Here is a 20,881-nt window from a genome sequence, read left to right on the forward strand (position 1 = left end):
GGGGGCCGCCCGGGCCATGGGGCTGAGCGATATTTGGGGCCACCCGCCCTTGCCTAGCATAATATACCGCGTGGCGGGGCCATGAGAGCGAAGCGCACAGGCTTCATGTTCGCTCATTAGCTGCTATAAGCCGGTCGCAATGACACATCTCCGCTCCGGCCTTGCCCGTCTGTCCCTGCTCGCCCTCGGCCTCGCCCTGGCGGGTTGTTCCAGCCCTCAGAAGGGCGATGCGGCATTGGGCGATTTCGCCAGCGGCACGCTGCCCCCGCCGGATCAGGCCTATGCCGTCTCCGTCGCGCGGATGCAGAAGGGGGATTACAGCAAGGCGGTGAAGGATTTCAACGCATTGCAGGAAACCTATCCGTATTCGACCTGGTCGACCCACGCGGAGATACTGGGCGCCTATGCGCAATATAAGCAGATGGATTATGACGACGCGATCAGCTCGCTGAACCGCTTCATCCAGCTGCACCCGCAAAATGATGAGATCGCCTACGCCTATTATCTGAAATCGCTCTGCTATTACGAGCAGATCGACGGTGTGCAGCGCCAGCAGACCTCGACCTACGAGGCGATCCAGGCCTTGCAGGATGTGATTTCGCGATTCCCCAACAGCGCCTATGCCAGCGATGCGCGCATCAAGCTGCGCCTCGCCTATAACCGCCTTGCCGGGCACGACATGGCCATTGGCCGCTATTATGAGAAGCAGCATCTTTATGCCGCCGCCATCGGCCGGTACCAGGATGTGGCGAATACCTACCAGACCACCACCTACGCGCCCGAGGCGCTGGAGCGCATGGTGGAGGTGGATCTGGATCTCGGCCTGCCGGACGCCGCCATCCGCAGCGCCTCGGTGCTGGGGTATAATTATCCCGGCAGCTCCTGGTATGTGGCCGCTTACGACAAGTTGAAATCCCATGGGCTGGTGAATAAGAGCGACGAAAGCTCAGCGAACAGCGACGCGGTGGCCCCGCCGCCCGCGCCGAAGCGGAAACACCCTTGGTATTGGCCATTCTGACAGAGCCATGCTGAACAGCCTCTCGATCCGCGATGTGGTGCTGATCGAGCGGCTCGATTTGCATTTTGCCGCCGGGCTGACGGCGCTGACCGGGGAAACCGGGGCCGGCAAATCGATCCTGCTGGATAGCCTGGGACTCGTTTTGGGTGCGCGCGCCGATTCCGGGCTGATTCGCGCCGGGGCGGCGCAGGCCGTGGTGGTGGCCAGCTTCTCCGCCGCGCCGATGCATCCGGTGCATGCGGTGCTGGCCGAGCAGGGGCTCGATTCGGGCGGGGATATTCTGGTGCGGCGGATTGTCGCGCGCGACGGGCGCTCCCGCGCGTTGGTGAACGACCAGCCGGTGAGTGCCGGGTTTCTGAAAACCCTCACGGCCCTGCTCATCGAGGTGCAGGGGCAGCATGAGCAGGTGGGGCTGGCGGACCCGGCGCATCATATCGCGCTGCTGGATGCGTTCGGCGTGGCGGCGGAGCTGCGCGCCGGGGTTGCCGCCGCGCACAAGGCATGGCGTGATTCGGCCCAGCGCCTGGCCGAGGCGGAGCGGCGGATCGAGGATGCCGCGAAGGAGGAAGAGTTTCTCCGTCATGCGGCCTCGGAGCTTGAAACGCTCGCCCCTGCGGAGGGGGAGGAAGAGGCGCTGGCCGCCGAGCGGCTGCGCTTGCAGGCCGGGGAGCGGCGGGCCGAGGCCATTGCCGCGGCCATGGCCGAGTTGCGACCCAAGGACCGGCGCAAGGATGGCCCCGCCGCCGCCCTGCGCGCCGCCGCCCGGGCGGTGGCGCGGGTCAGTGTGCCAGCCGGCCAGGTGAACCCCGCCGGGCCGGCCATGGCGGCGATCGAGCGCGCCGAGATCGCGCTGGCCGAGGCGGAGGATTTTCTGGAACGCCTGGCCGCCGCCGAGGAGGATGATCCCCGCGCCCTGGAAGCCACGGAAGAGCGGCTGTTCGCCCTGCGCGCCGCCGCCCGCAAGCATGGGGTGCCGGTGGCCGGGTTGCCTGGGTTTTTTCAGGAACTGAAGGAGCGGTTGGCGGCGCTGGAGAGCGGGGTGGCGGACATTGCCGCGCTAAGCGCGGAAACCGCCCGGCTGCGCGGAACCTATGTGGAGAAGGCCGCCACTTTGTCCGAACGCCGGACGCGCGCGGCGCGCAAGCTGGAAAAAGCCATCGCCGCGGAACTGCCCCCCTTGAAGCTGGAGCGTGCCCGCTTCGTGGTGGAGCGTGAGATGCTGCCGGAGCCGCAATGGGGGCCGCGCGGGGCGGATGCGGTGAAATTCCTGATCGCCACCAACCCGGGCGAGGAGCCGGGCGCGCTGGACAGGATCGCCTCCGGTGGAGAGCTTTCCCGCCTGATGCTGGCGATGAAGGTCGTGCTCTCCGCTGGGGGCGATAATGAGACGTTGATTTTCGACGAGGTCGATTCCGGCATTGGCGGCGCCACGGCGGCGGCGGTGGGTGAGCGCCTGGCCCGCGTGGCGGAGGGGGTGCAGGTGCTGGTGGTTACGCACTCCCCGCAGGTGGCCGCGCGCGCGGCGGCGCAGATGCGGGTGCGCAAGCGCGAGGCCGCCGGCCGCGCCGTGACCGAGGTGGAGATGCTGGACGAGCCGGCGCGCCGCGAGGAGATCGCCCGCATGCTCTCCGGCGAGAGCGTGACGGAAGCCGCGCGCCAAGCGGCGGAAAGCCTTTTGAGCAGATGAACGACAAAGAGACACTCGACGCGCTGCTGGCGAAGATCGAAGCCGCCAACATCGCTTATCATGAACATGACGCGCCGGAGATCACCGACGCGGATTATGACGCGCTGCGCCGCGAGGCGGAGGCGATTCTGGCGGAACATCCGCAATGGCGGGCGGATGCCAAGGCGCTGGCGCAGGTGGGGGGCAGGCCCGCCACCGGGTTCAGGAAGATCGTCCACCGCACCCCCATGCTCTCGTTGGACAATGTGTTCGACGAGACGGAGTTTGAGGATTTCATCGCCCGCATCAGGCGGTTTCTGGGGTTGAAGGACGAGGCGCTGGAATTCGTGGCCGAGCCGAAGATGGATGGGCTGTCCATCTCCCTGACCTATGAGCATCGGAGCTTCGCCCGGGCGGCGACGCGTGGCGATGGCATGGAGGGCGAGGATGTGACCGCCAATATCCTCACTCTGGACAGCCTGCCGCGGGCATTGCCCGAGGACGCGCCGGATGTCATCGAAATCCGCGGCGAGGTTTACATGACCAAGGCGGATTTTCTGGCGCTGAATGAATCGCAGGAACGCCAGTTCGCCAATCCGCGCAACGCGGCGGCGGGCAGCTTGCGCCAGCTTGATCCCTCCATCACCGCCAAGCGCAAGCTCTCGCTGTTCGCCTACGCGCAAGGGGAGGCTTCCGTGCCCGTGGCGCGAACCCATTGGGAGTATCTGGAAACTCTGAAACGCTGGGGGTTTGCCGTGAATCCGCTCTCCCGGCTGGTGAAGGAAGGGGGCACCGAGGCGTTTCAGGCCGAGATGGGGGCCGCGCGCGCCGCCTTGCCTTACGACATCGATGGCGTGGTTTATAAAGTGAACGATCTGGCCTTGCAGAACCGGCTCGGTTTTGTCGGCCGGGCGCCGCGCTGGGCCGTGGCGTGGAAATTTCCCGCTGAAAAAGCCAGCACCGTGCTGGAGGATATTGAAATTCAGGTGGGACGCACCGGCGCGTTGACACCGCGCGCGCGGTTGCGCCCGGTGAATGTCGGCGGTGTGCTGGTGACGTATGCCACGCTGCATAACGAGGATGAGATCGCCCGCAAGGATGTGCGGATTGGCGACACGGTCGAGTTGCAGCGCGCGGGCGATGTGATTCCGCAGATCCTGCGTGTGCTGAAACGCGCGGAGCCCGCGAATCCCTTCAAATTTCCCGATCATTGCCCGGTTTGCGGCGCGCTGGCGGTGCGGGTGGATGACGATGTGGTGCGCCGTTGCACGGGCGGGCTGACCTGCCCGGCGCAGGTGGTGGAGCGGCTGATTCATTTTTGTTCGCGCGGCGCGTTCGACATTGAGGGCATGGGCGAGAAGACCGTGCGGGAATTCCACGATGCCGGACTGTTGCGCGGGGCGCCGGATATTTTCAGCCTGCCCGCGCATGAGGGGGAAATCGCCCAACGCGAGGGCTGGGGTGAGGTGTCCGCCGCCAAGCTCTCGGCGGCCATCGCGGCGCGGCGGGAGATCGGGCTGGCGCGGTTCATCTTCGCGCTGGGCATAAGGCGCATCGGCGAGAACAACGCCAAGCTGCTCGCCCGGCATTATGGCTCCTATGTCCATTGGAAAGAGGCGATGCTGGCGGCGCGGATCGTCGGTTCCGACGCGCGGCTGGAGCTGGGCTCCATTTCCGGTATCGGTCCCGCCATCGCGCAGGATCTGCTGGCTTTCTTCGCGGAGGACCATAACCTCGCCACGCTGGACCGGCTGGAGGCGGCGGTGCGGGTGAAGGACGAGCAGCTTGCCGCCGCCATCGACTCGCCCTTGGCGGGCAAGGTGATGGTGTTTACCGGCACGCTCTCCATGGCCCGGCCCGAGGCGAAGGCCCGGGCCGAGGCGCTGGGGGCGAAGGTGACGGAATCCGTCTCCAGGAAAACCGATTATGTGGTGGTGGGAGAGGATGCGGGGTCCAAGGCCAGGAAGGCGGCGGAGCTGGGCATCAAGATTCTGACGGAACAGGAGTTTCGCGGTCTCGCGGGGCTGTAACGGACGGGAGGGGGCATGGAGCACGCGGTCACGGCTTTTCTGCTGGCGTTTCCGGCCTTGTTCTCGATCATCAACCCGTTGGGCGGGGCTATTATTTTTCATGAGGTCACCGCCGGCCACGACATGGCGCAGAAGCATCTTCTGGCCAGGCGCGTGGCGCTTTATTCATGCGTCGTCATGATGGCGGCCCTGCTGGCGGGCACCTATATCCTGAATTTCTTCGGCATCTCGATGAATGCCCTGCGCATCGCGGGGGGGCTGGTGGTGGCTGTCAGGGCCTATGAGATGCTGAACGCGCCGGACAGCTCCACCCAGCGCAAGCAGAAAGACGCCGAGCCGGTGAACACGGCCACGGCGGACGATCTGGCGGGCTATGCGTTCTTTCCGCTCACGTTGCCTTTCACCACCGGGCCCGGCACCATCGCCGTGACCATCTCGCTCGCCACCGGGCGGCCGGATAATCTCTCCCAGGCCTGGATTTTCTATGCCGGGGATTCGCTGGCGGTGCTGGCCAATACCGCGTTGATCTGGGCCTGCTACAGCGCCTCGGAGCGCATGGTCAGGGTGCTGGGCCATTCCGGTCAGAAGGTGGTCTCCCGCATGGTCGCGTTTCTGCTGCTCGGCATCGGGGTGCAGATCGCCATCAGCGGCGTGGTGCCGGTATTGCATCAGGCGCTGGCCGGGTAGGCGTTTTCCGCAACGGACAAATTCATAAGCCACGTTATTATCCCGCCCGTTATGGGTATGGACGCCGAACATGATCTCCTCATTCTGATGATGGTGGTGGCGCGCCTGACACGCGTGGAGGCCGACCGGCGCGCGCGTCAGCACGGCACCACGCGCGCGCAATGGGGGATTTTGAAACAATTGTTCCATCATCCCGGGATCAGCCAGAAGGAACTCGCCGATAATCTGGAGGTCGAGCCGATTACCGTGGCCAGGCTGGTGGACAGGTTGCAGAAGGCAGGGCTGGTCGAGCGCCGGGCCGATGCACAGGACAGGCGCATCTGGCGGCTGCATCTATGCGCCGCCGCCGCGCCGTATCTGGATGAGATCGACCGCCAGCGTCATGAGATGACCGGCTTCATCACCGCGGGCCTCGCCGATGCCGACAGGCGGACCGTGCTGGCGGCGCTCAAGCTGATGAAAGCCAATTTGCTGCGCGGCCCCGAGGCGGGAATGCCAGGTGCCACGCGCGATGAGCAGGAGGAAAAGGCCTGATGTCACAAACCAATGTCGCGGCGCTGGAGCAGGGTGGGCAGAGCCCGGCCCGCGAGGACAAGGCCACCAGGTGGCGGGCGCGGCTGCGCCCGGTGCTGATGATCGGCGGGATCGTGCTGGTGGCGGTGGTGTCGCTGGTGGTCTGGCTGACCGGCGGCCGCTATGTCTATACCGATGATTCCTATGTGAACGCGGCGAAGGTTTCGCTCTCCACCGACGTGACCGGGCTGGTTGGCGATGTTTATGTCAAGGACAACCAGCATGTGAGCGCCGGGCAGCTTCTGTTTTCCCTGGAGCCTCGGAGTTTCGCCATTGCCGTGGCGGCGGCGCGGGCCCAGCTGGCCCAGGTGGTGCAGGACATCAACGGCGCCAAGCATGGCTACCAGATGGCGCAAGCGCAGATCGCCGCGCAGCAGGCCTTGGTGGAGGATGACCAGTCCAATCTCGACCGCTACGCCGCCGTGGTGAAGACGGGAGGGGCCACCCGCGCGCAATATGACAATGCCCGCTTTGCCTTGCAGGGCGACCAGGCGAAGCTGAAGCAGATGCAGGCCGCCGCCGGACAGCAACTGGCGAAGCTGAGCGGCAACCCCGAGATCGACCCGAAACAGACGCCGCAATATCTCGCCGCGCTCGCCAATCTCAACCAGGCGCTGCTCAACCAGCAGCACAGCATCGTCCGCGCGCCTTATGCGGGCACGGTGACGAAGGTGGAGCAGTTGCAGCCAGGCATGATGCTGCCCGCCGGCACGGCGGCCTTCGGGCTGGTTTCCGGCACGGATATTTATATCACCGCCCAGCCCAAGGAGAATCAGATGACCTGGGTCCGGCCGGGGCAGAGCGTGCGCATCACCGTGGATACGTATCCTGGCCAGCATTGGAAGGGCGAGGTGCAAAGCATCGCGCCGGTGACGGGGTCTGAGTTTTCCGTGCTGCCGGCGCAGAATTCTTCCGGCAATTGGGTGAAGGTGGTGCAGCGCATTCCGGTGCGCATCGAAATTCTCTCCGGCCCCAAGGACATGCCCCTGCGCGCGGGCATGAGCGTTGAGGTGTCCATCGACACGCATCATCACCGGCATTTGTCGGATCTGTTCTGATGGCGGGCAAGGCGGAGATCGACCTCCCCCCGCAGACGCGCGCGATCATCACGGTTTGTCTAATGATCGCCACGTTGATGCAGGCGCTGGATTCCACCATCGCCAATGTGGCGCTGCCTTATATGCAAGGTTCGCTTTCCGCCTCCTACGACGAGATCACCTGGGTGCTGACCTCTTATGTTGTGATGGCCGCGATCATGACCGCGCCGGTGGGCTGGATGGCGGCGCGTTTCGGGCGGAAGAATTTGTTCATTACCTGCCTGATCGGCTTCACCGTGACCTCCATGATGTGCGGCGTGGCGCAAAGCCTGACGGAGATGGTGCTGGACAGGCTGCTGCAAGGGGCTTTTGGCGCCGCCCTGGTGCCGCTGTCGCAATCCACCATGATGGACATCTACCCGGCGGAGAAGCGCGGCGTGGCCATGTCCATCTGGGGCATGGGGGTGATGGTGGGACCGATTCTGGGGCCGACGCTGGGCGGTTATCTCACCGAGAATTTTACCTGGCGCTATGTGTTTTTCGTCAATCTGCCATTTGGCATCGCCTCGGTGCTAGGGCTGCTATTGTTGATGCCCAAACGTAAGCCGATGAAGATGGACCGGTTCGACTGGATCGGTTTCGCCGTGCTGTCCTTGGGGTTGGGGGCGTTGCAGATCGCCCTGGACCGGGGCGAGGAGCTGGACTGGTTCTCCTCCACCACCATCGTCGTCAGCTTCGTTCTGGCGGGGCTCGGTTTCTATCTGTTCATCGTGCATATGTTCACGGCTCCGAAGCCCTTCATTCCCCGGAACGTGTTTCTGGACCGGAATTTCGCCAGCGCGCTGGTCACCATGTTTCTGGTCGGGATGGTGCTGCTGGCCACCACCGCCTTGCTGGCCCCTTATCTGGAAGATCTCGGCAATTATCCGGTGGAGACGGCGGGGCTGGTGATGGCGCCGCGCGGCTTTGGCACGATGTTCGCCATGATGGTGGCGGGGAGGCTGACGGCCAGGATGGATTCCCGGCTCTTGATGCTGTTCGGCTATGTGCTGCTCGGCTACTCGCTCTATCTTCAGGAAGGCTGGACGCCCGATACCGGCACCGGGCACATGATCCTCACGCTGATGATCCAGGGGGCGGCGCTGGGGTTCGTATTCGTGCCCTTGCAGGTGGTGGCCTTCTATACCCTGGCCCCCGCGCTGCGCACGCAGGGCACATCCTTGCTGAATCTCAGCCGGAATGTCGGCAGCGCCATCGGTATTTCGGTGACTTCGGCGATGCTGACGCATATGACGCAATATATGCATGCCGATCTGGCGCGGTACATCACGCCTTTCTCCCGGTCCTTGCAGACGGGTGGGGCGGTCAGCCAGTTTTGGAATCCGGCAACGCCCAGCGGCGCGGCCCAGCTCAATGCGCTGATCACCACCCAGGCCCAGATTGTCGCTTATATCGACGATTATAAGCTGATGTTTCTCGCCACCTTGCCGGCGGCGGCTTGCCTGCTGCTGATGCGCAAGCCGCAGGATGGCGCGACGGGGCCGCACGAGGCCCCGGTGCTGGACTGAAAATATCGCAATCGTTAGGGCGTTGGCCAAGCCTGCCGCCCAGGCAACAAAAAACCCTGTCATGGTTAACCATGACAGGGCCAAGTTTGGGGAGTGTATCCGCTTTGGGATGAAGAGTTTGTGCCGGAGTTCAGGGGGTTAATCCTTGATTCAGATCAAGGGTCGAAAAAAAATCAATCCGCTCCGTTGATGAAATACATTTCCTGACCGGCGACCTCCAGCTCGTCCTCGACCCGGCTGACGCCGCGCGTGTTGCGGGCCAGAATGTTCAAGGCACGGGCTTCGTGTTCCGAGCCGACGCGGCCTTCGATCCGCACACGCCCGCCCTGCACGTTGAAGCGTATCCCATCGCGGGGGGCCCAGGGCTCCTGCGCCAGCGAAGTCTGGATATTGTCCAGAATTTCGGTGTCGCTTGCCTCGATGCAGGATTCGTCCAGCCGGGCGGCGAGGGCGCGCAGGATATCGAACCGGCTTAGCATGCCCACCAAGCTGTCCTCGCGCATCACCGGCAGGCGTTTGACCTGTTTCTGGCGCATCAGTTCGGCCGCCTTGGCCAGTGCCAGGTCGGGTCTCACGAAGGTGGGGTTGCGGGTCATCACATCCCCGACCTGCCGGCCATGGGTATGGGCGTATTCAGCGGCCAGGGTCTCGGCGCGCATGATGCCGCGCATCCAGCCCGCCTGACGGCCGCATGTGCCGAGTTCCGGGCGGTGCAGAAGGTCGCCTTCCGTTAAAATGCCGACAAGTCGGCCGTCGCGGGTGAGCACGGGAAGGCCGCTCACACGGTGGTGCACCATCCAGCCCGCCGCCTCGGCAAGGCTGGTCTCCGGCTCCACGGCGACCACCTCGGTGGTCATGACGTCCGCAACGATCATGTTGTCCTCTATAATGTAACGTAAGTGCTACATTAGCGCCGGGACGGGAGGGCAGCCGTTGATTCACGTCAATCCAGCCCCGCGTGGGGATGGCCTTGCCGGAGCGGGGTGAAAAGGCGCATCCTGGTCAGTTCGGGAGTGGCTGGCGCCATGCCGGGGCTTTTACCGGCCGCATGGCTCGCGGTGAACGCTCCAGAACCCCAGATTGTTGCCCTGGCATGTGGCTTTGTCCGCTCGGGTGCGCGCATCCGAGCGGATGGGACGCTAATGCGCGCGCATGACGGCGAGCCGGCGATAGAGCGTATTGCGACTGATGCCCAGCGCCCGGGCCGCGGCGGCGATGTTGCCGCCTGCCTCTGCCACGGCGCCGGCGATCATCGCATCCGATTGCGCCCGCAACGTGCCGCCGGGCGGCTCGGCCTCGGCGGCGGGGGGCGCGGCGGGCAGGGCGGTTAGTTCCCGCAGGGCCTCCTCGCTCAGATGTTCGAGCCTCAGTTCGGTTTCGGTCTCATCCAGCATCAGGCAGGCGGTGCGCAATATGCCCGAAAGCTGGCGCAGATTCCCCGGCCAGCGATAATGCGCGCAGGCCCGCGCCAGCTCGGCTGAGAGCCTGGGGGGTCCCGCGCGCCGGTCCCGCGCCTCGCGCTTTAGGATGTGTTCGATGAGCGCGGGCAGGTCCGTGCGTTCGCGCAAGGGGGGCAGCGAAATGGCCAGGCCGTTGAGCCGGTAATAAAGATCTTCCCGGAAGCTCCTTTCGGCGATGCGGGTGGAGAAATCCGCATGCGTGGCGCTGACCAGAAGAAAATCCACCGCCACGGGCTTGCCGCCGATGGGGGTTACGACACCTTCCTCCAGCACGCGCAGCAGGCGGGTCTGCATGGAGATCGGCATGTCGCCGATTTCATCCAGGAACAGGGTGCCGCCATGTGCCTCGCGGATGCGCCCGGCCGCGCCATCCTTGCGCGCGCCGGTGAAGGCGCCGGGCGCATGGCCGAACAATTCCGCCTCGATGAGCGTTTCCGGCAAGGCGGCGCAGTTGACCGCCACGAAGGGGCCATTGGCGCGCGGCCCGGCCTCATGGATGGCGCGGGCGAAATAATCCTTGCCCGCGCCGGTTTCGCCTTGCAGCAAAATGGGCACCTTGCGGCCCAGAACCCGGCGTAACTGGCCGATGGCGCGGCTGACGCGCTCATCGCCCGTGTCCAGCGCGGTCAGGGCGTCGGTTTTGAGCGTCGTGGGCGCGCTGCAGGCCAGGCTGGGGCGGATGAGCGGGGCGCGCATCTGCTCCACCGAGACGTAGAGCGTTTCACCCCGGCGCGGGTGCACCATGAGCGGGCGGCCGTTGGTGCGGCGGTCCAGCGCCATCAAATCGCGCATGGTCAGGCCGAAATAGCGGCTGAAATCCTCCACGCCGATATGTTCGGGCCGCAGGCCGAGCATGGCGAAGCCGGTGCGGTTGGCCCCCAGGATCGTACCTTCCTCGTCGATGGCGATGGCGCCTTCCATCATGCTGCCCACGCATTCCGAGGAATAATGGAAGCGCAGCTTGGTGTGGCTGAGAAAGGCGATTTCGAAAATCCGGTTCTCGATCATCTGCGCCGCGGCGCGCACAAGCCCGAATGTGTGCGGGTGGTAGCGCCGGGAGTCGCAGGAAATATCGATCACGCCCAGAAGCTTGCCATTGGGCTCGGCCAGGGGGGCGGCGGCGCAGGCCAGGAAGCTGTTATGGCGCAGATAATGCTCCGCCCCATTGACCACGATGGGCTTGCCCTCGATCAACGCGGTCCCCACGGCGTTGGTGCCGCGTGTGTCCTCCGCCCAGCAGGCGCCGGGTTGCAGCGAGACCTTGGCGGCGCGGTTCCCGAAATCGGTGTCGCCCACGGATTCGAGCAGATAACCGCTCTCGTTCGAGAGGATCACCACGCATCCGGAATCCTTGATCTGCGCATAGAAATAATCCATCACCGGGCGCGCGTGGGCCAGCAGGGTGGTGCGGCGCTCGGCCGCGACGCGGCGCTCGGCGGAGGAAAAATGCGGTTGATCGAGCCGGGTCTGCTCAGGTATCAGCCCGGCCGTGCGGCAGCGTTGCCATGAACGGCTGATGTCGCCAGGATCCACGCCCTGAATATTGGCGGCGGATCTGTCGTTCATAGACGCGAGACGAAAAGGTTCCATGGTTCGGTCGCGTTCCTATCCCAATATCGTTTATTATTTTTGACGTTTTTACGCCTTGCAAGGGTTAGCCGCACGGCGACCCCCATTTTTTCGTATAAGGGGTTGTGGGCGCTGGCAAGGGAAAAAACGTCTGTTTCGTTTTGGTACATTGTTTCCAGTGTGGCATGGGGCGCGGATGCCGCGCGCGGCACCGTCATTTTGCAAGCGAAAACAATGGGCTGGGTGCTTTGTCCCGGATTATTCGTGGATGAATTGTCAGGCAATTGTCAGGGATGAGCATGCGCACCACATCGTGGACACCAGGGCGCTGCGCGTGGGCCGGCGTGAACGGAAACAGGCCATGGGGGCGCGGGGGCGGCCCGGCATTGACGGCTTGACGGAAATCAATGGCGCCGCCAGCGCGCCGTGGCAGGCAGAAAACCGGCAAAACAGGTAGAAAAGCCATGAAACAGACCGCCGCCGACATCATGACAACCAAGCTCGTGCTGCTGCGCCCCTCCGACAGCGTGCCCCGGATCGCGGCCTTGCTGGGGGAGCACCAGATCAGCGCCGCGCCGGTGGTGGACGCCCAGGGGCGGCTGCTGGGCATGGTCAGCGAGGATGATCTGATCCGGCCGCTGGGCGGCAAGGTGGAGACCCGCCGCGCCTGGTGGCTGGAGATGCTGGCCGAGGGTGAGGCGCTGGCGCCGGATTTTCTGGATTATCTCAAACGGGAATCGCGTACCGCCGCGGAATTGATGACGCGCGATGTGATCAGCGTATCGCCCGAGGCGACGGTGGAAGAGGTCGTGGATCTGCTCATCCGGCATCGGATCAAGCGCGTGCCGGTGTTGCGCGACGGTCATCTGGCGGGCATCGTCAGCCGCGCGGACATTATCCGCAATCTCCCCCGCGCCGGGGCGGGGCGGTAGCGTTCCGGGCGGGGCTCGCCGCTGGAAAAGGAGACGCCGGGGTGGCCAATAGATTGAGGGGCAATAAGCCTGGGCGCTTTTCGGGGGCGGGGCTCGCCATCGCCACGACGCTGCTGATGCTGGCTGTGCTGCTGATGCTCGACCATAACGCCTCCCAGGCGGTGAAGACGCTGCCCTATAGCGAGTTCCAATCGCTTCTGGCCGCGGGAGAGGTGAATCATCTCACCGTCGGGGATGGGCGGATCACGGGCGAGTTCACGCACCCGCAAAAGGGTCAGCCCACGCAATTTGTCACCAACCAGGTCAATCCCGCCCTGGCCAGGGAATTCTCCCAGGCGAAGGTGACCTTCGACGGCACCGCCCCGGCGAGCGGGCTGGCCTCCTTGCTTGGCTGGCTGGCCCCTCTGCTGTTCTTTGGCGTGCTTTGGTATTTCATGCTGGGGGGCGGGCGTCTTGGCGGGATGGGCGGTATGCTCGCGACGGGCAAGTCCAAGGCGCGGGTATATGCCGAGAACGATGTGAAGGTGCGCTTCTGCGATGTAGCGGGGGTGGAGGAAGCCAAGGAAGAGCTGAAGGAGGTCGTGGATTTCCTGAAAAATCCCGTCGCTTATGGGCGGCTTGGCGCGCATATCCCCAAGGGCATTCTGCTGGTCGGCCCGCCGGGCACGGGCAAGACGCTGCTGGCCCGCGCCGTGGCCGGAGAGGCGGGGGTGCCGTTTTTTTCCATCTCCGGCTCCGAATTCGTGGAAATGTTCGTGGGCGTGGGGGCGGCGCGGGTGCGCGACCTGTTCGAGCAGGCCCGGGCCCAGGCACCCGCCATCATCTTCATCGATGAGTTGGATAGTCTGGGCCGGGCGCGCAACGCGGCCATTTCAGGCGGGGGCAACGACGAGAAGGAACAGACGCTGAACCAGCTTCTGGCGGAGATGGACGGGTTCGATCCGTCTTCCGGCGTGGTGCTGCTGGCGGCCACCAACCGGCCGGAAATATTGGACCCCGCCTTGCTGCGCGCCGGGCGGTTCGACCGGCAGGTGCTGGTGGACCGGCCGGACAAGGCGGGGCGGGTGCAGATTCTCGGGATTCACCTTAAGAAGATCAAGCTGGCACAGGGGATCGCCGTGGAGGAGATCGCCTCGCTCACGCCGGGTTTTACCGGGGCGGATCTCGCCAATCTGGTGAATGAGGCGGCCCTGCTGGCCACGCGCCGCCAGGCGGAGGCGGTAACCCTGGCGGATTTCCAGGCCGCGATCGAGCGGATCGTCGCCGGGCTGGAAAAGCGCAACAGGCTGCTGGCGCCCAAGGAGCGCCAGATTGTCGCGCATCACGAGATGGGCCACGCCGTCACCGCCATGGCGCTGCCGGATACGGACAAGGTGCAGAAAATCTCGATTATCCCGCATGGTATCGCGGCATTGGGCTATACCATCCAGCGGCCCAGCCAGGACCGTTTTCTGATGGGCCGCACCGAGCTGCTGGACCGCATGACCGTGCTGCTGGGTGGCCGCGCGGCGGAATCTTTGATCTTTCCGGATGTGTCGACCGGCGCGGCGGATGATTTGCAGCGGGCCACGGACCTCGCCCGGGCGATGGTGGCGCGCTATGGCATGGAGAAAAGCCTGGGGCAGATGACCTACGAGCCGGAGAGCCAGCATTTCCTGGGCGGGGGTGGGCAGGATTGGCGGCCGCGCCAATATAGCGAGGCGACGGCGGCGCGGATCGACAAGGCCGTGCACGACATGGTGGAGACGGCCTTTACCCGCGCGCGGGACATATTGCAGGCCAACATGGCGGTGCTGCGCGAGGGGGCGCGGGAATTGCTGCATGAGGAAACCATCGCCGATGGCGCGTTGGCGGCCTTGGCGGCGAAAGTGCCTGTCTGGCAGGATCATGGCTGAGCAGGAAGAGGCGGTCGCCTTTTTGTCCCGTGGGGCGGAGGAGGTGATTTCGACGCATATTTCCCGGGTGTTCCTGCGTGGCGATATTGCCTGCAAGCTGAAACGCGCGGTGAAGCTGCCTTATGTCGATTATTCCAGCCTCGCCGCCCGCAAGGCGTTTTGCGAGAAGGAGCTGGAACTGAACCGGCGCACAGCGCCCGATCTGTATAAAAGGGTGCGTGCCCTGACGCGCGCGGCGGAGGGGGGGCTGGAATGGGACGGGCTGGGCGCGCCGGTGGAATATGTGCTGGAGATGCGCCGTTTTCCCGACGATGCGCTGCTGGACCGCCAGGCGGTGCATGGCCCCTTGCCGGGGGGCTTGCTGCGCGATCTGACGGATGCGATCGCCGCCTTCCACGACCGGGCGATGATCGTGCCCGGCGTGGCGCTGGACAGCGTGGTCATGGGCAATGCGGAGCGGCTGCGCGCTTCCTGCCCCCCCTTGCGGCGAGAAGAGGTGGCGGCGCTGAACGAGGCCACCACGGCCGAATATGCGCGCCGGGCCGGGCTGCTGGCCAGCCGCGCCGCCGCTGGGCGGGTGCGCCGCTGCCATGGGGATTTGCATCTGGGGAATATCCTGCTGCTGGACGGGCGGCCGGTTTTGTTCGATTGCATCGAATTTTCAGAGTCCTTTGCGTGCATCGACGTGTTGTACGATCTCGCCTTCCTGCTGATGGATCTGCTGCACCGGGGGGACGCGCCGGGGGCGGCGGGGGTTGCCAACCGTTATCTGGATGTCAGCGCGGACGATGCGGGGCTGGCCTTGCTGCCGCTGTTCATTTCGCTGCGGGCGGCCATCCGCGCGCATGTTTGCGTGGCGCAGGGTAAGGGGGCGGAGGGAGAGGCGTATCTGGCCTTGGCGCGGCGCGCGCTGCGCCCTGGCGTGCCCGGGTTGCTCGCGGTGGGCGGGTTCAGCGGCAGCGGCAAATCCACCCTGGCGGCGGCCTTGGCGCCGCATCTGGCCCCCATGCCCGGCGCGCGGGTCTTGCGCTCGGACGTGATCCGTAAGCAGTTGGCCGGCGTGGCGCCGGAGACGCGCCTGCCGGACAGTGCCTACACGAAGGATGCGTCCGCCAAGGTTTACGACACGCTTCTGATCCGCGCCGGGGAGGCCCTGCGGGCGGGGTATGGAGTGATTCTCGACGCGGCTTTTCTGGAAGAGACACAAAGGCGCGCGGCAGCCGATCTGGCGGCGCGCGCGGGCGTGGCGTTTCAGGGGTTTTGGCTGGATGCGCCAAGTGAGGTGCTGGAAGCGCGGCTGGCCGCCCGGCGGGGCGATGCCTCGGATGCTGATGTGGAGGTGCTGCGCGCCCAGCTTCGTGCCGCGCGGCCGGTGGAGGACTGGGCGCGGCTCAATGCCGCCGGACCGCTCTGCCGGGAACAGGCCCTGGCAAGGCTGGCGGCGGCGGGGTGGCCGGCCACCTGAATCCCACAGACAAACCCACAACATCCAGCACAACGGTCAAATTCAACAAACCGGACAGTGAAACGGTTTGTTTGGAGTCAGGTAAGATTAGAAACCGTGCATGGCCGGTTTCTGGACGATTTGCGGGCTGAAGGCTTGTCTATAAAAACGCCTGGTTGGTGGGATTAGGTCAAGATTTGGCTATTTTGTGGGCGTGCCGTGCGGTGTGTGGCGTGGCGCGCGTGTGGTCGGGGTGAGCGTTTGTTCGTTTCCTCTGGCTTGCGCTCTTCTGGAATCCGTTCGTTCGGTGGTTTTGACCGTTTTGTGGGATTTTTGGCATCCGGTTTGCTATCCTTTTTGTGTCAGGCTGGCCGGGCCATCCGGCTGTTTGGGTGAGCATGAAGGAGAGCTTCACGACATGAAGACGATAATTGGCCGGCGCGCGGCGCTGAAACTTGGTGCTGGCGCCGCGGGCGTATTGGCGATGCCGTTTTATGCCCGCAATGCGCTGGCGGAGACGCCGATCAAGCTCGGCAGCTTGCTGGACGCCACCGGCACGATCGGCCTGGAAGGCAGCCGCATGACGCAGACCACCCAATATGCGGTGGATGTGTTGAACAAGCAGGGTGGGTTGCTGGGCCGCCCGATCAAGCTGATCAATTACGACACCCAGTCCTCCATGCAGCTTTATTCCCAATATGCGCAGCAGCTGGTGCTGAAGGACCGCGTGGATGTGGTGCAGGGAGGGATCACCTCCGCCTCGCGCGAGGCGATCCGCCCCATTCTGGACCGGTTCAAGACGCTGTATTTCTACAACACCCAGTATGAAGGCGGCGTGTGCGACCATAATGTGTTCTGCACCGGCACCACCCCCTCCCAGACGGTGAGCCATGTGGTGAATTACGCGCTGAAGAACTGGGGCAAGAAATGCTACATCATCGCGGCGGATTATAATTACGGTCATATCACCGCCGCCTGGGTGCAGAAATATCTGAAGGATGGCAGCGCCTCCACCGTGGCGACCGATTACTTTCCGCTCGATGTCACCAATTTCTCCTCCGCCATCAGCCGGATTCAGCAGGCGCAGCCGGATTTCGTGTTCTCGGCCCTGGTGGGCGCCAATCAGGCGGGCTTTTACCGCCAGTGGGACGCGGCCGGCATGAAGGGCAAGATCCCGCTCGGCTCTTCCGTGTTCGGATTGGGCGATGAGCTGGTTTCGATGGATCATTCCACGACCGATGGCATCGTCACCTCGTTTGGGTATTATAACGATCTGAAGAACCCGCAAAACACCGCCTTCCTGGCGGGAATGAACGCGAAGTTCGGCAATGTGAACGATCTTTCCGAGCTGGATAGCGCGACCTACGAGGGCATCATGCTCTGGGCGGAGGGTGTGAAGAAGGCCGGTTCCGTGGCGCAGCCCAAGGTGATCGACGCCTTGCAGAGCGGCATTTCCATCGAAGGTCCCTCCGGCCATGTGGCGCTCAGCCCCGAACTGCACGCCACCATCCGCAATGCCTATCTGGCCAAGCCGGTGAATGGTGTGTGGGATATCATGGAGACCTATCCGAACCAGACCCCGACCGATACGGGCGACAAGTGCAATCTGGTGAAAAACCCGCGCATGGCGACGCAGTTCACGCCGAGCCTGTGATTTAAGGAGGGGGTGCGCCATGGATCTCGCCGGGCTTCTGGCCTTCAACGTTTTGAGCGGCATTGCAACGCTCGTGCTGATCACGCTGGGTCTTGGCGTGATCTACGGGATGATGCGGATCATCAATCTCGCGCATGGGGAGTTCATGATGCTGGGCGCCTACACCACCGTGACCGCGGTGGGGTTGGGCGTGAATGTCTGGATCGCCATGCTGGTGCTGCCGCCCATCGTTGTCGGGCTGGTCGGGCTGATTCTTGAGCGCGCCCTCATCCGTTTTCTCTACGGACGGATGATGGACACGATGCTGGCGACATGGGGGGTGAGCCTTGGGCTCATCGGCATCTCCGCCACCATCTGGGGCAATGTCGTGCGGGGTGTCACAGCGCCGCTCGGCGGTTTCAGCATTGGCCGGTATGGCGCCAGCCTGTACAGCCTCGTGATCATCGCCGTGGCCATTTTGTGCCTGGTTGGCATGTATGCGCTGCTGCGGCTGACGAAATTCGGCCTTATCCTGCGCGCGGCGATGCAGAATCCGCGCATGGCGGCGGCGCTGGGGGTCAGCCCGCCCACGGTTTACATGGCGACCTTCACGCTGGGCTCCGCCCTGGCGGGGCTGGCCGGCGGCGTGCTGGCGCCGATCTCCGGCATCTCGCCCAACATGGGCGGCGCCTATATCGCCAATGCCTTCATCACCGTGCTGGGCGGCGGCCCCGCCATCATCGCGGGCACGGGCATCGCCGCATCCATCTTCGGCACCATCAATCAACTCGTTTCCTTCCTGGCCAACCCGGTCCTGGGCACTGTCTCGCTGCTGGTGTTCGCGGTGATCATGATCCGCATCCTGCCGCAGGGCATCACCGGACGATTCTTTCGGAACAGCCTATGAAGATCAATTCAGCCTGGGCGGGCTTCATCGCCGTTATCGTTATCGGCTTCGCCGTTCTGCTCGGTGTGCCGGAAGTGGTCAGCCTGTTCGGCGTCGTGCAGATGACCGTGTTCATCGCCATGGCGATGTATGCGCTGAGCCAGGGGTTTCTCTGGGGCTATGGCGGCATCATGTGCTTTGGCCAAGCGAGCTTTCTGGGGCTGGGCGCCTATGCCTACGCCATCACGGCGATCAATCTGGGGGACACCACCTGGGCGATGCTGGCGGGTATCGCCGTGCCCGCCGCCTTTGCCGCCTTGCTCGGCTATTTCATGTTCTATGGCCGTATCTCGGATGCCTATATCGGCGTGATCACGCTGACGGTCTCGGTCATTCTCTTTCAGCTCATCAATTCCACCTCCGGCTCGCAATATCATATCGGCCAGGCGGAGCTGGGCGGGTTCAATGGCATTCCCTCCGTGCCGACGCTCAACATGCCGGGGGATGTGTCCGATGTGCTCAGCCCCACCGGCATCTGGTATGTTTCGATGGCGCTGCTGATCATCGTTTATGCGCTGCTGCGTCTCATCCTTGTCAGCCGTTTCGGCAAGGTGGTGGTGGCTATCCGCGAGAACGAGACCCGCGCCATGCTGCTCGGTTACGATGCGCGGCTCTACAAGCTGCTCAGCTTCATCATCTCGGCCGCCATAGCCGGGCTCGCGGGCTGCATCTATGACAATTGGGGCGGTTTCATCAGCCCGACCATCTTCGCGCTCGCCATGTCGGCCGAGGTGATCATCTTCGTGCTGGTCGGCGGGCTGGGTACGCTCATCGGGCCCATCCTGGGTGGGGTGGGGCTGCAATATCTGATGAATCTGGCTGGAACCCAGCATGTGGTGGACCCGAATCTCGGGCTTGGCATCGTGCTCGTCGCCTTTGTGCTGCTGGTGCCGCAAGGGGTGGTGCCGGTGATCCGCGACAGGCTGCTGCATTTCATCCGTCGCCGCGAGGCGGGCGTGAATCCCGCCGTGCAGGAGAGCGCGCCATGAACGAGATCGTGCCGCTTCTTGAAGCGAGGAACGTCACCATGCGGTTTGGCGGTGTCACCGCCGTGGATAATGTGAGCCTGACCCTGCGCGAGGCGGAGCTGCGTTGCCTCATCGGCCCGAACGGGGCCGGCAAGAGCACGTTCTTCAAGACGCTCACGGGGCAGTTGAACCCCACGGAAGGCAGCATCAAGCTGCGCGGGCAGGAGATCGCGGGGTCTTTGCCCAACCAGATCGCGCGGCTGGGCGTGGGCATCAAGACGCAGATCCCCAATGTGTTTAACGGGTTGACGGCTTACGAGAACATCTATGTGGCGGCACGGCGCGGGCGCACCCCGGCGGCGGCGAAGCAGATGGTGGAAAAGACACTGGCGCGCGTGCGCCTGGAGCATGTGGCCAGGCGCATCGTCGGGCAATTGGCGCATGGCCAGAGGCAATGGGTGGAGATCGCCACCGTGCTGGCGCAGGAACCGGACCTCATCCTGCTCGACGAGCCGGCGGCGGGCATGACCCATGACGAGGTTTTGCGCACCGCCGAGCTGATCAAGGAGATCAACCGTGCCCAGGCCTTGGTGGTGGTGGAGCACGACATGCAGTTCATCCGCATGATCGCGACGACCGTCACGGTTTTCAATCAGGGCAAGGTTCTCATGGAGGATTCGGTCGAGGCCGTGCTGGCGGACCAGCGCGTGCGCGACGTTTACATCGGAAAGGCGGCGGCATGAGCGCGGTGCTTGAAGTCTCCGGCCTGCGTTCGGGCTATGGGCGCGTGCCCATTCTGGGCGGCATTGGGCTGGCCATCGAGGAGAACAGCTTCGTTGGCATTCTCGGCCATAACGGCATGGGCAAATCCACGTTGCTGCGCACATTGATGGGCTATCTGCCCGCCACGGGCGGCAGCGTGATGTTCGCGGGCCGGGACGTCACCAAACTCTCCCCCACCGCGCGGGCGCGGGCCGGTATCGGTTACGTGCCGCAGGGGCGCGAGATTTTTCCCGCCTTGTCGGTGATGGATAATCTGCGCATGGGCTGCCTGCTCGCCAAGGGCGACGAGACCCAGGTGATCGAGGCGATTCTGGAGGATTTTCCACGTTTGCGCCGCTTGTTGGACCGGCCGGGCGGGGCGCTGTCGGGCGGGGAGCAGCAATTGCTGGCCTTGGCGCGCTGCTTGTGCGGCGGCCCGAAACTCATTCTGCTCGATGAACCAACGGAAGGCATCCAGCCTTCGATCATCGAGGAGATGGCGGAGACCTTGCACGCCTTACGTAAGCGCCGCCCCTTCGCCATGCTGCTCGTCGAGCAGAAGCTCAGCTTCATCCAGGCTTTGTCCGAGCGGATCCTGATCCTGCAGAAAGGCATGATCACGGGTGAGATCCCGCCTGAATCGATTGGCGATGCGAATGTCGTCGCCGAATTTTCCGGCATGGTCTGATCCGG

At 64.3% G+C, this 20,881-nt stretch carries 17 protein-coding genes; 15 read left to right on the plus strand and 2 right to left on the minus strand.

The genetic code is table 11. The features are described from left to right. Positions 1-139: 139 nt before the first annotated feature. The 7 genes from AB7D48_RS08755 to AB7D48_RS08785 are packed head-to-tail and all read left to right on the plus strand — an operon-like array spanning position 140 to position 8,579. Complete coding sequence (locus AB7D48_RS08755; RefSeq protein WP_427977826.1) at positions 140-1,018, plus strand: outer membrane protein assembly factor BamD; 879 nt, start codon at positions 140-142, stop codon at positions 1,016-1,018. Positions 1,019-1,025: 7 nt separating this feature from the next. Beyond that, entirely contained in the window at positions 1,026-2,705 is a 1,680-nt protein-coding gene (gene recN / locus AB7D48_RS08760) for a DNA repair protein RecN (RefSeq protein WP_427977828.1), read from the plus strand. After that, positions 2,702-4,714 carry an NAD-dependent DNA ligase LigA gene (gene ligA, locus AB7D48_RS08765; protein WP_427977830.1) on the plus strand — a complete coding sequence of 671 codons (2,013 nt, stop codon included), beginning with the start codon at positions 2,702-2,704 and terminating at the stop codon, positions 4,712-4,714. Before recN ends, ligA begins: the two co-directional genes overlap by 4 nt. Before the next feature lie 15 nt (positions 4,715-4,729). Then, a complete protein-coding gene (locus AB7D48_RS08770) occupies positions 4,730-5,401 on the plus strand; it encodes a MarC family NAAT transporter (protein WP_427977832.1) in 672 nt (223 codons plus the stop codon). A gap of 57 nt (positions 5,402-5,458) precedes the next feature. Continuing rightward, entirely contained in the window at positions 5,459-5,935 is a 477-nt protein-coding gene (locus AB7D48_RS08775) for a MarR family winged helix-turn-helix transcriptional regulator (RefSeq protein ID WP_427977835.1), read from the plus strand. Next, positions 5,935-7,032 (plus strand): HlyD family secretion protein, encoded by a 1,098-nt coding sequence (locus AB7D48_RS08780; RefSeq protein ID WP_427977838.1) that lies wholly within the window; start codon positions 5,935-5,937, stop codon positions 7,030-7,032. Before AB7D48_RS08775 ends, AB7D48_RS08780 begins: the two co-directional genes overlap by 1 nt. Further along, positions 7,032-8,579 carry a DHA2 family efflux MFS transporter permease subunit gene (locus tag AB7D48_RS08785; RefSeq protein ID WP_427977840.1) on the plus strand — a complete coding sequence of 516 codons (1,548 nt, stop codon included), beginning with the start codon at positions 7,032-7,034 and terminating at the stop codon, positions 8,577-8,579. The genes AB7D48_RS08780 and AB7D48_RS08785 overlap by 1 nt, the downstream gene beginning before the upstream one ends. A gap of 173 nt (positions 8,580-8,752) precedes the next feature. Here the strand turns inward: AB7D48_RS08785 and AB7D48_RS08790 are convergent, their stop codons facing one another. Continuing rightward, positions 8,753-9,454, minus strand: coding sequence for a CBS domain-containing protein (locus AB7D48_RS08790; RefSeq protein ID WP_427977842.1), 702 nt, complete (start codon positions 9,452-9,454; stop codon positions 8,753-8,755). 264 nt (positions 9,455-9,718) lie between these two features. Further along, complete coding sequence (locus AB7D48_RS08795) at positions 9,719-11,605, minus strand: sigma-54-dependent Fis family transcriptional regulator (protein WP_427977844.1); 1,887 nt, start codon at positions 11,603-11,605, stop codon at positions 9,719-9,721. A gap of 467 nt (positions 11,606-12,072) precedes the next feature. Between AB7D48_RS08795 and AB7D48_RS08800 the strand changes: the two genes are divergently transcribed. The 8 genes from AB7D48_RS08800 to AB7D48_RS08835 all read left to right on the plus strand — a co-directional run bounded on the left by AB7D48_RS08800 (position 12,073) and on the right by AB7D48_RS08835 (position 20,876). Further along, positions 12,073-12,540 (plus strand): CBS domain-containing protein, encoded by a 468-nt coding sequence (locus AB7D48_RS08800; RefSeq protein WP_427977846.1) that lies wholly within the window; start codon positions 12,073-12,075, stop codon positions 12,538-12,540. Between the two features lie 41 nt (positions 12,541-12,581). After that, positions 12,582-14,435, plus strand: coding sequence for an ATP-dependent zinc metalloprotease FtsH (gene ftsH, locus AB7D48_RS08805; protein ID WP_427977848.1), 1,854 nt, complete (start codon positions 12,582-12,584; stop codon positions 14,433-14,435). Further along, complete coding sequence (locus AB7D48_RS08810; RefSeq protein ID WP_427977851.1) at positions 14,428-15,900, plus strand: AAA family ATPase; 1,473 nt, start codon at positions 14,428-14,430, stop codon at positions 15,898-15,900. The genes ftsH and AB7D48_RS08810 overlap by 8 nt, the downstream gene beginning before the upstream one ends. A gap of 397 nt (positions 15,901-16,297) precedes the next feature. After that, positions 16,298-17,533: an ABC transporter substrate-binding protein gene (locus tag AB7D48_RS08815; protein WP_427977853.1), complete on the plus strand. Its 1,236-nt coding sequence runs from the start codon at positions 16,298-16,300 to the stop codon at positions 17,531-17,533. Positions 17,534-17,552: 19 nt separating this feature from the next. After that, positions 17,553-18,419, plus strand: a complete 867-nt coding sequence (locus AB7D48_RS08820) for a branched-chain amino acid ABC transporter permease (protein ID WP_427977856.1) — start codon at positions 17,553-17,555, stop codon at positions 18,417-18,419. After that, on the plus strand, positions 18,416-19,447 hold the full coding sequence (locus tag AB7D48_RS08825; RefSeq protein WP_427977859.1) for a branched-chain amino acid ABC transporter permease: 1,032 nt from the start codon (positions 18,416-18,418) through the stop codon (positions 19,445-19,447). Before AB7D48_RS08820 ends, AB7D48_RS08825 begins: the two co-directional genes overlap by 4 nt. Next, positions 19,444-20,169, plus strand: a complete 726-nt coding sequence (locus AB7D48_RS08830) for an ATP-binding cassette domain-containing protein (protein ID WP_427977861.1) — start codon at positions 19,444-19,446, stop codon at positions 20,167-20,169. Before AB7D48_RS08825 ends, AB7D48_RS08830 begins: the two co-directional genes overlap by 4 nt. Further along, the gene (locus AB7D48_RS08835) at positions 20,166-20,876 is read left to right on the plus strand and encodes an ABC transporter ATP-binding protein (protein ID WP_427977864.1); all 711 of its coding nucleotides are present in this window, start codon (positions 20,166-20,168) and stop codon (positions 20,874-20,876) included. The genes AB7D48_RS08830 and AB7D48_RS08835 overlap by 4 nt, the downstream gene beginning before the upstream one ends. The last annotated feature ends 5 nt before the right edge of the window (positions 20,877-20,881 follow it).

Source organism: Acidocella sp. (genome assembly GCF_050253495.1).
Classification (GTDB): domain Bacteria; phylum Pseudomonadota; class Alphaproteobacteria; order Acetobacterales; family Acetobacteraceae; genus Acidocella.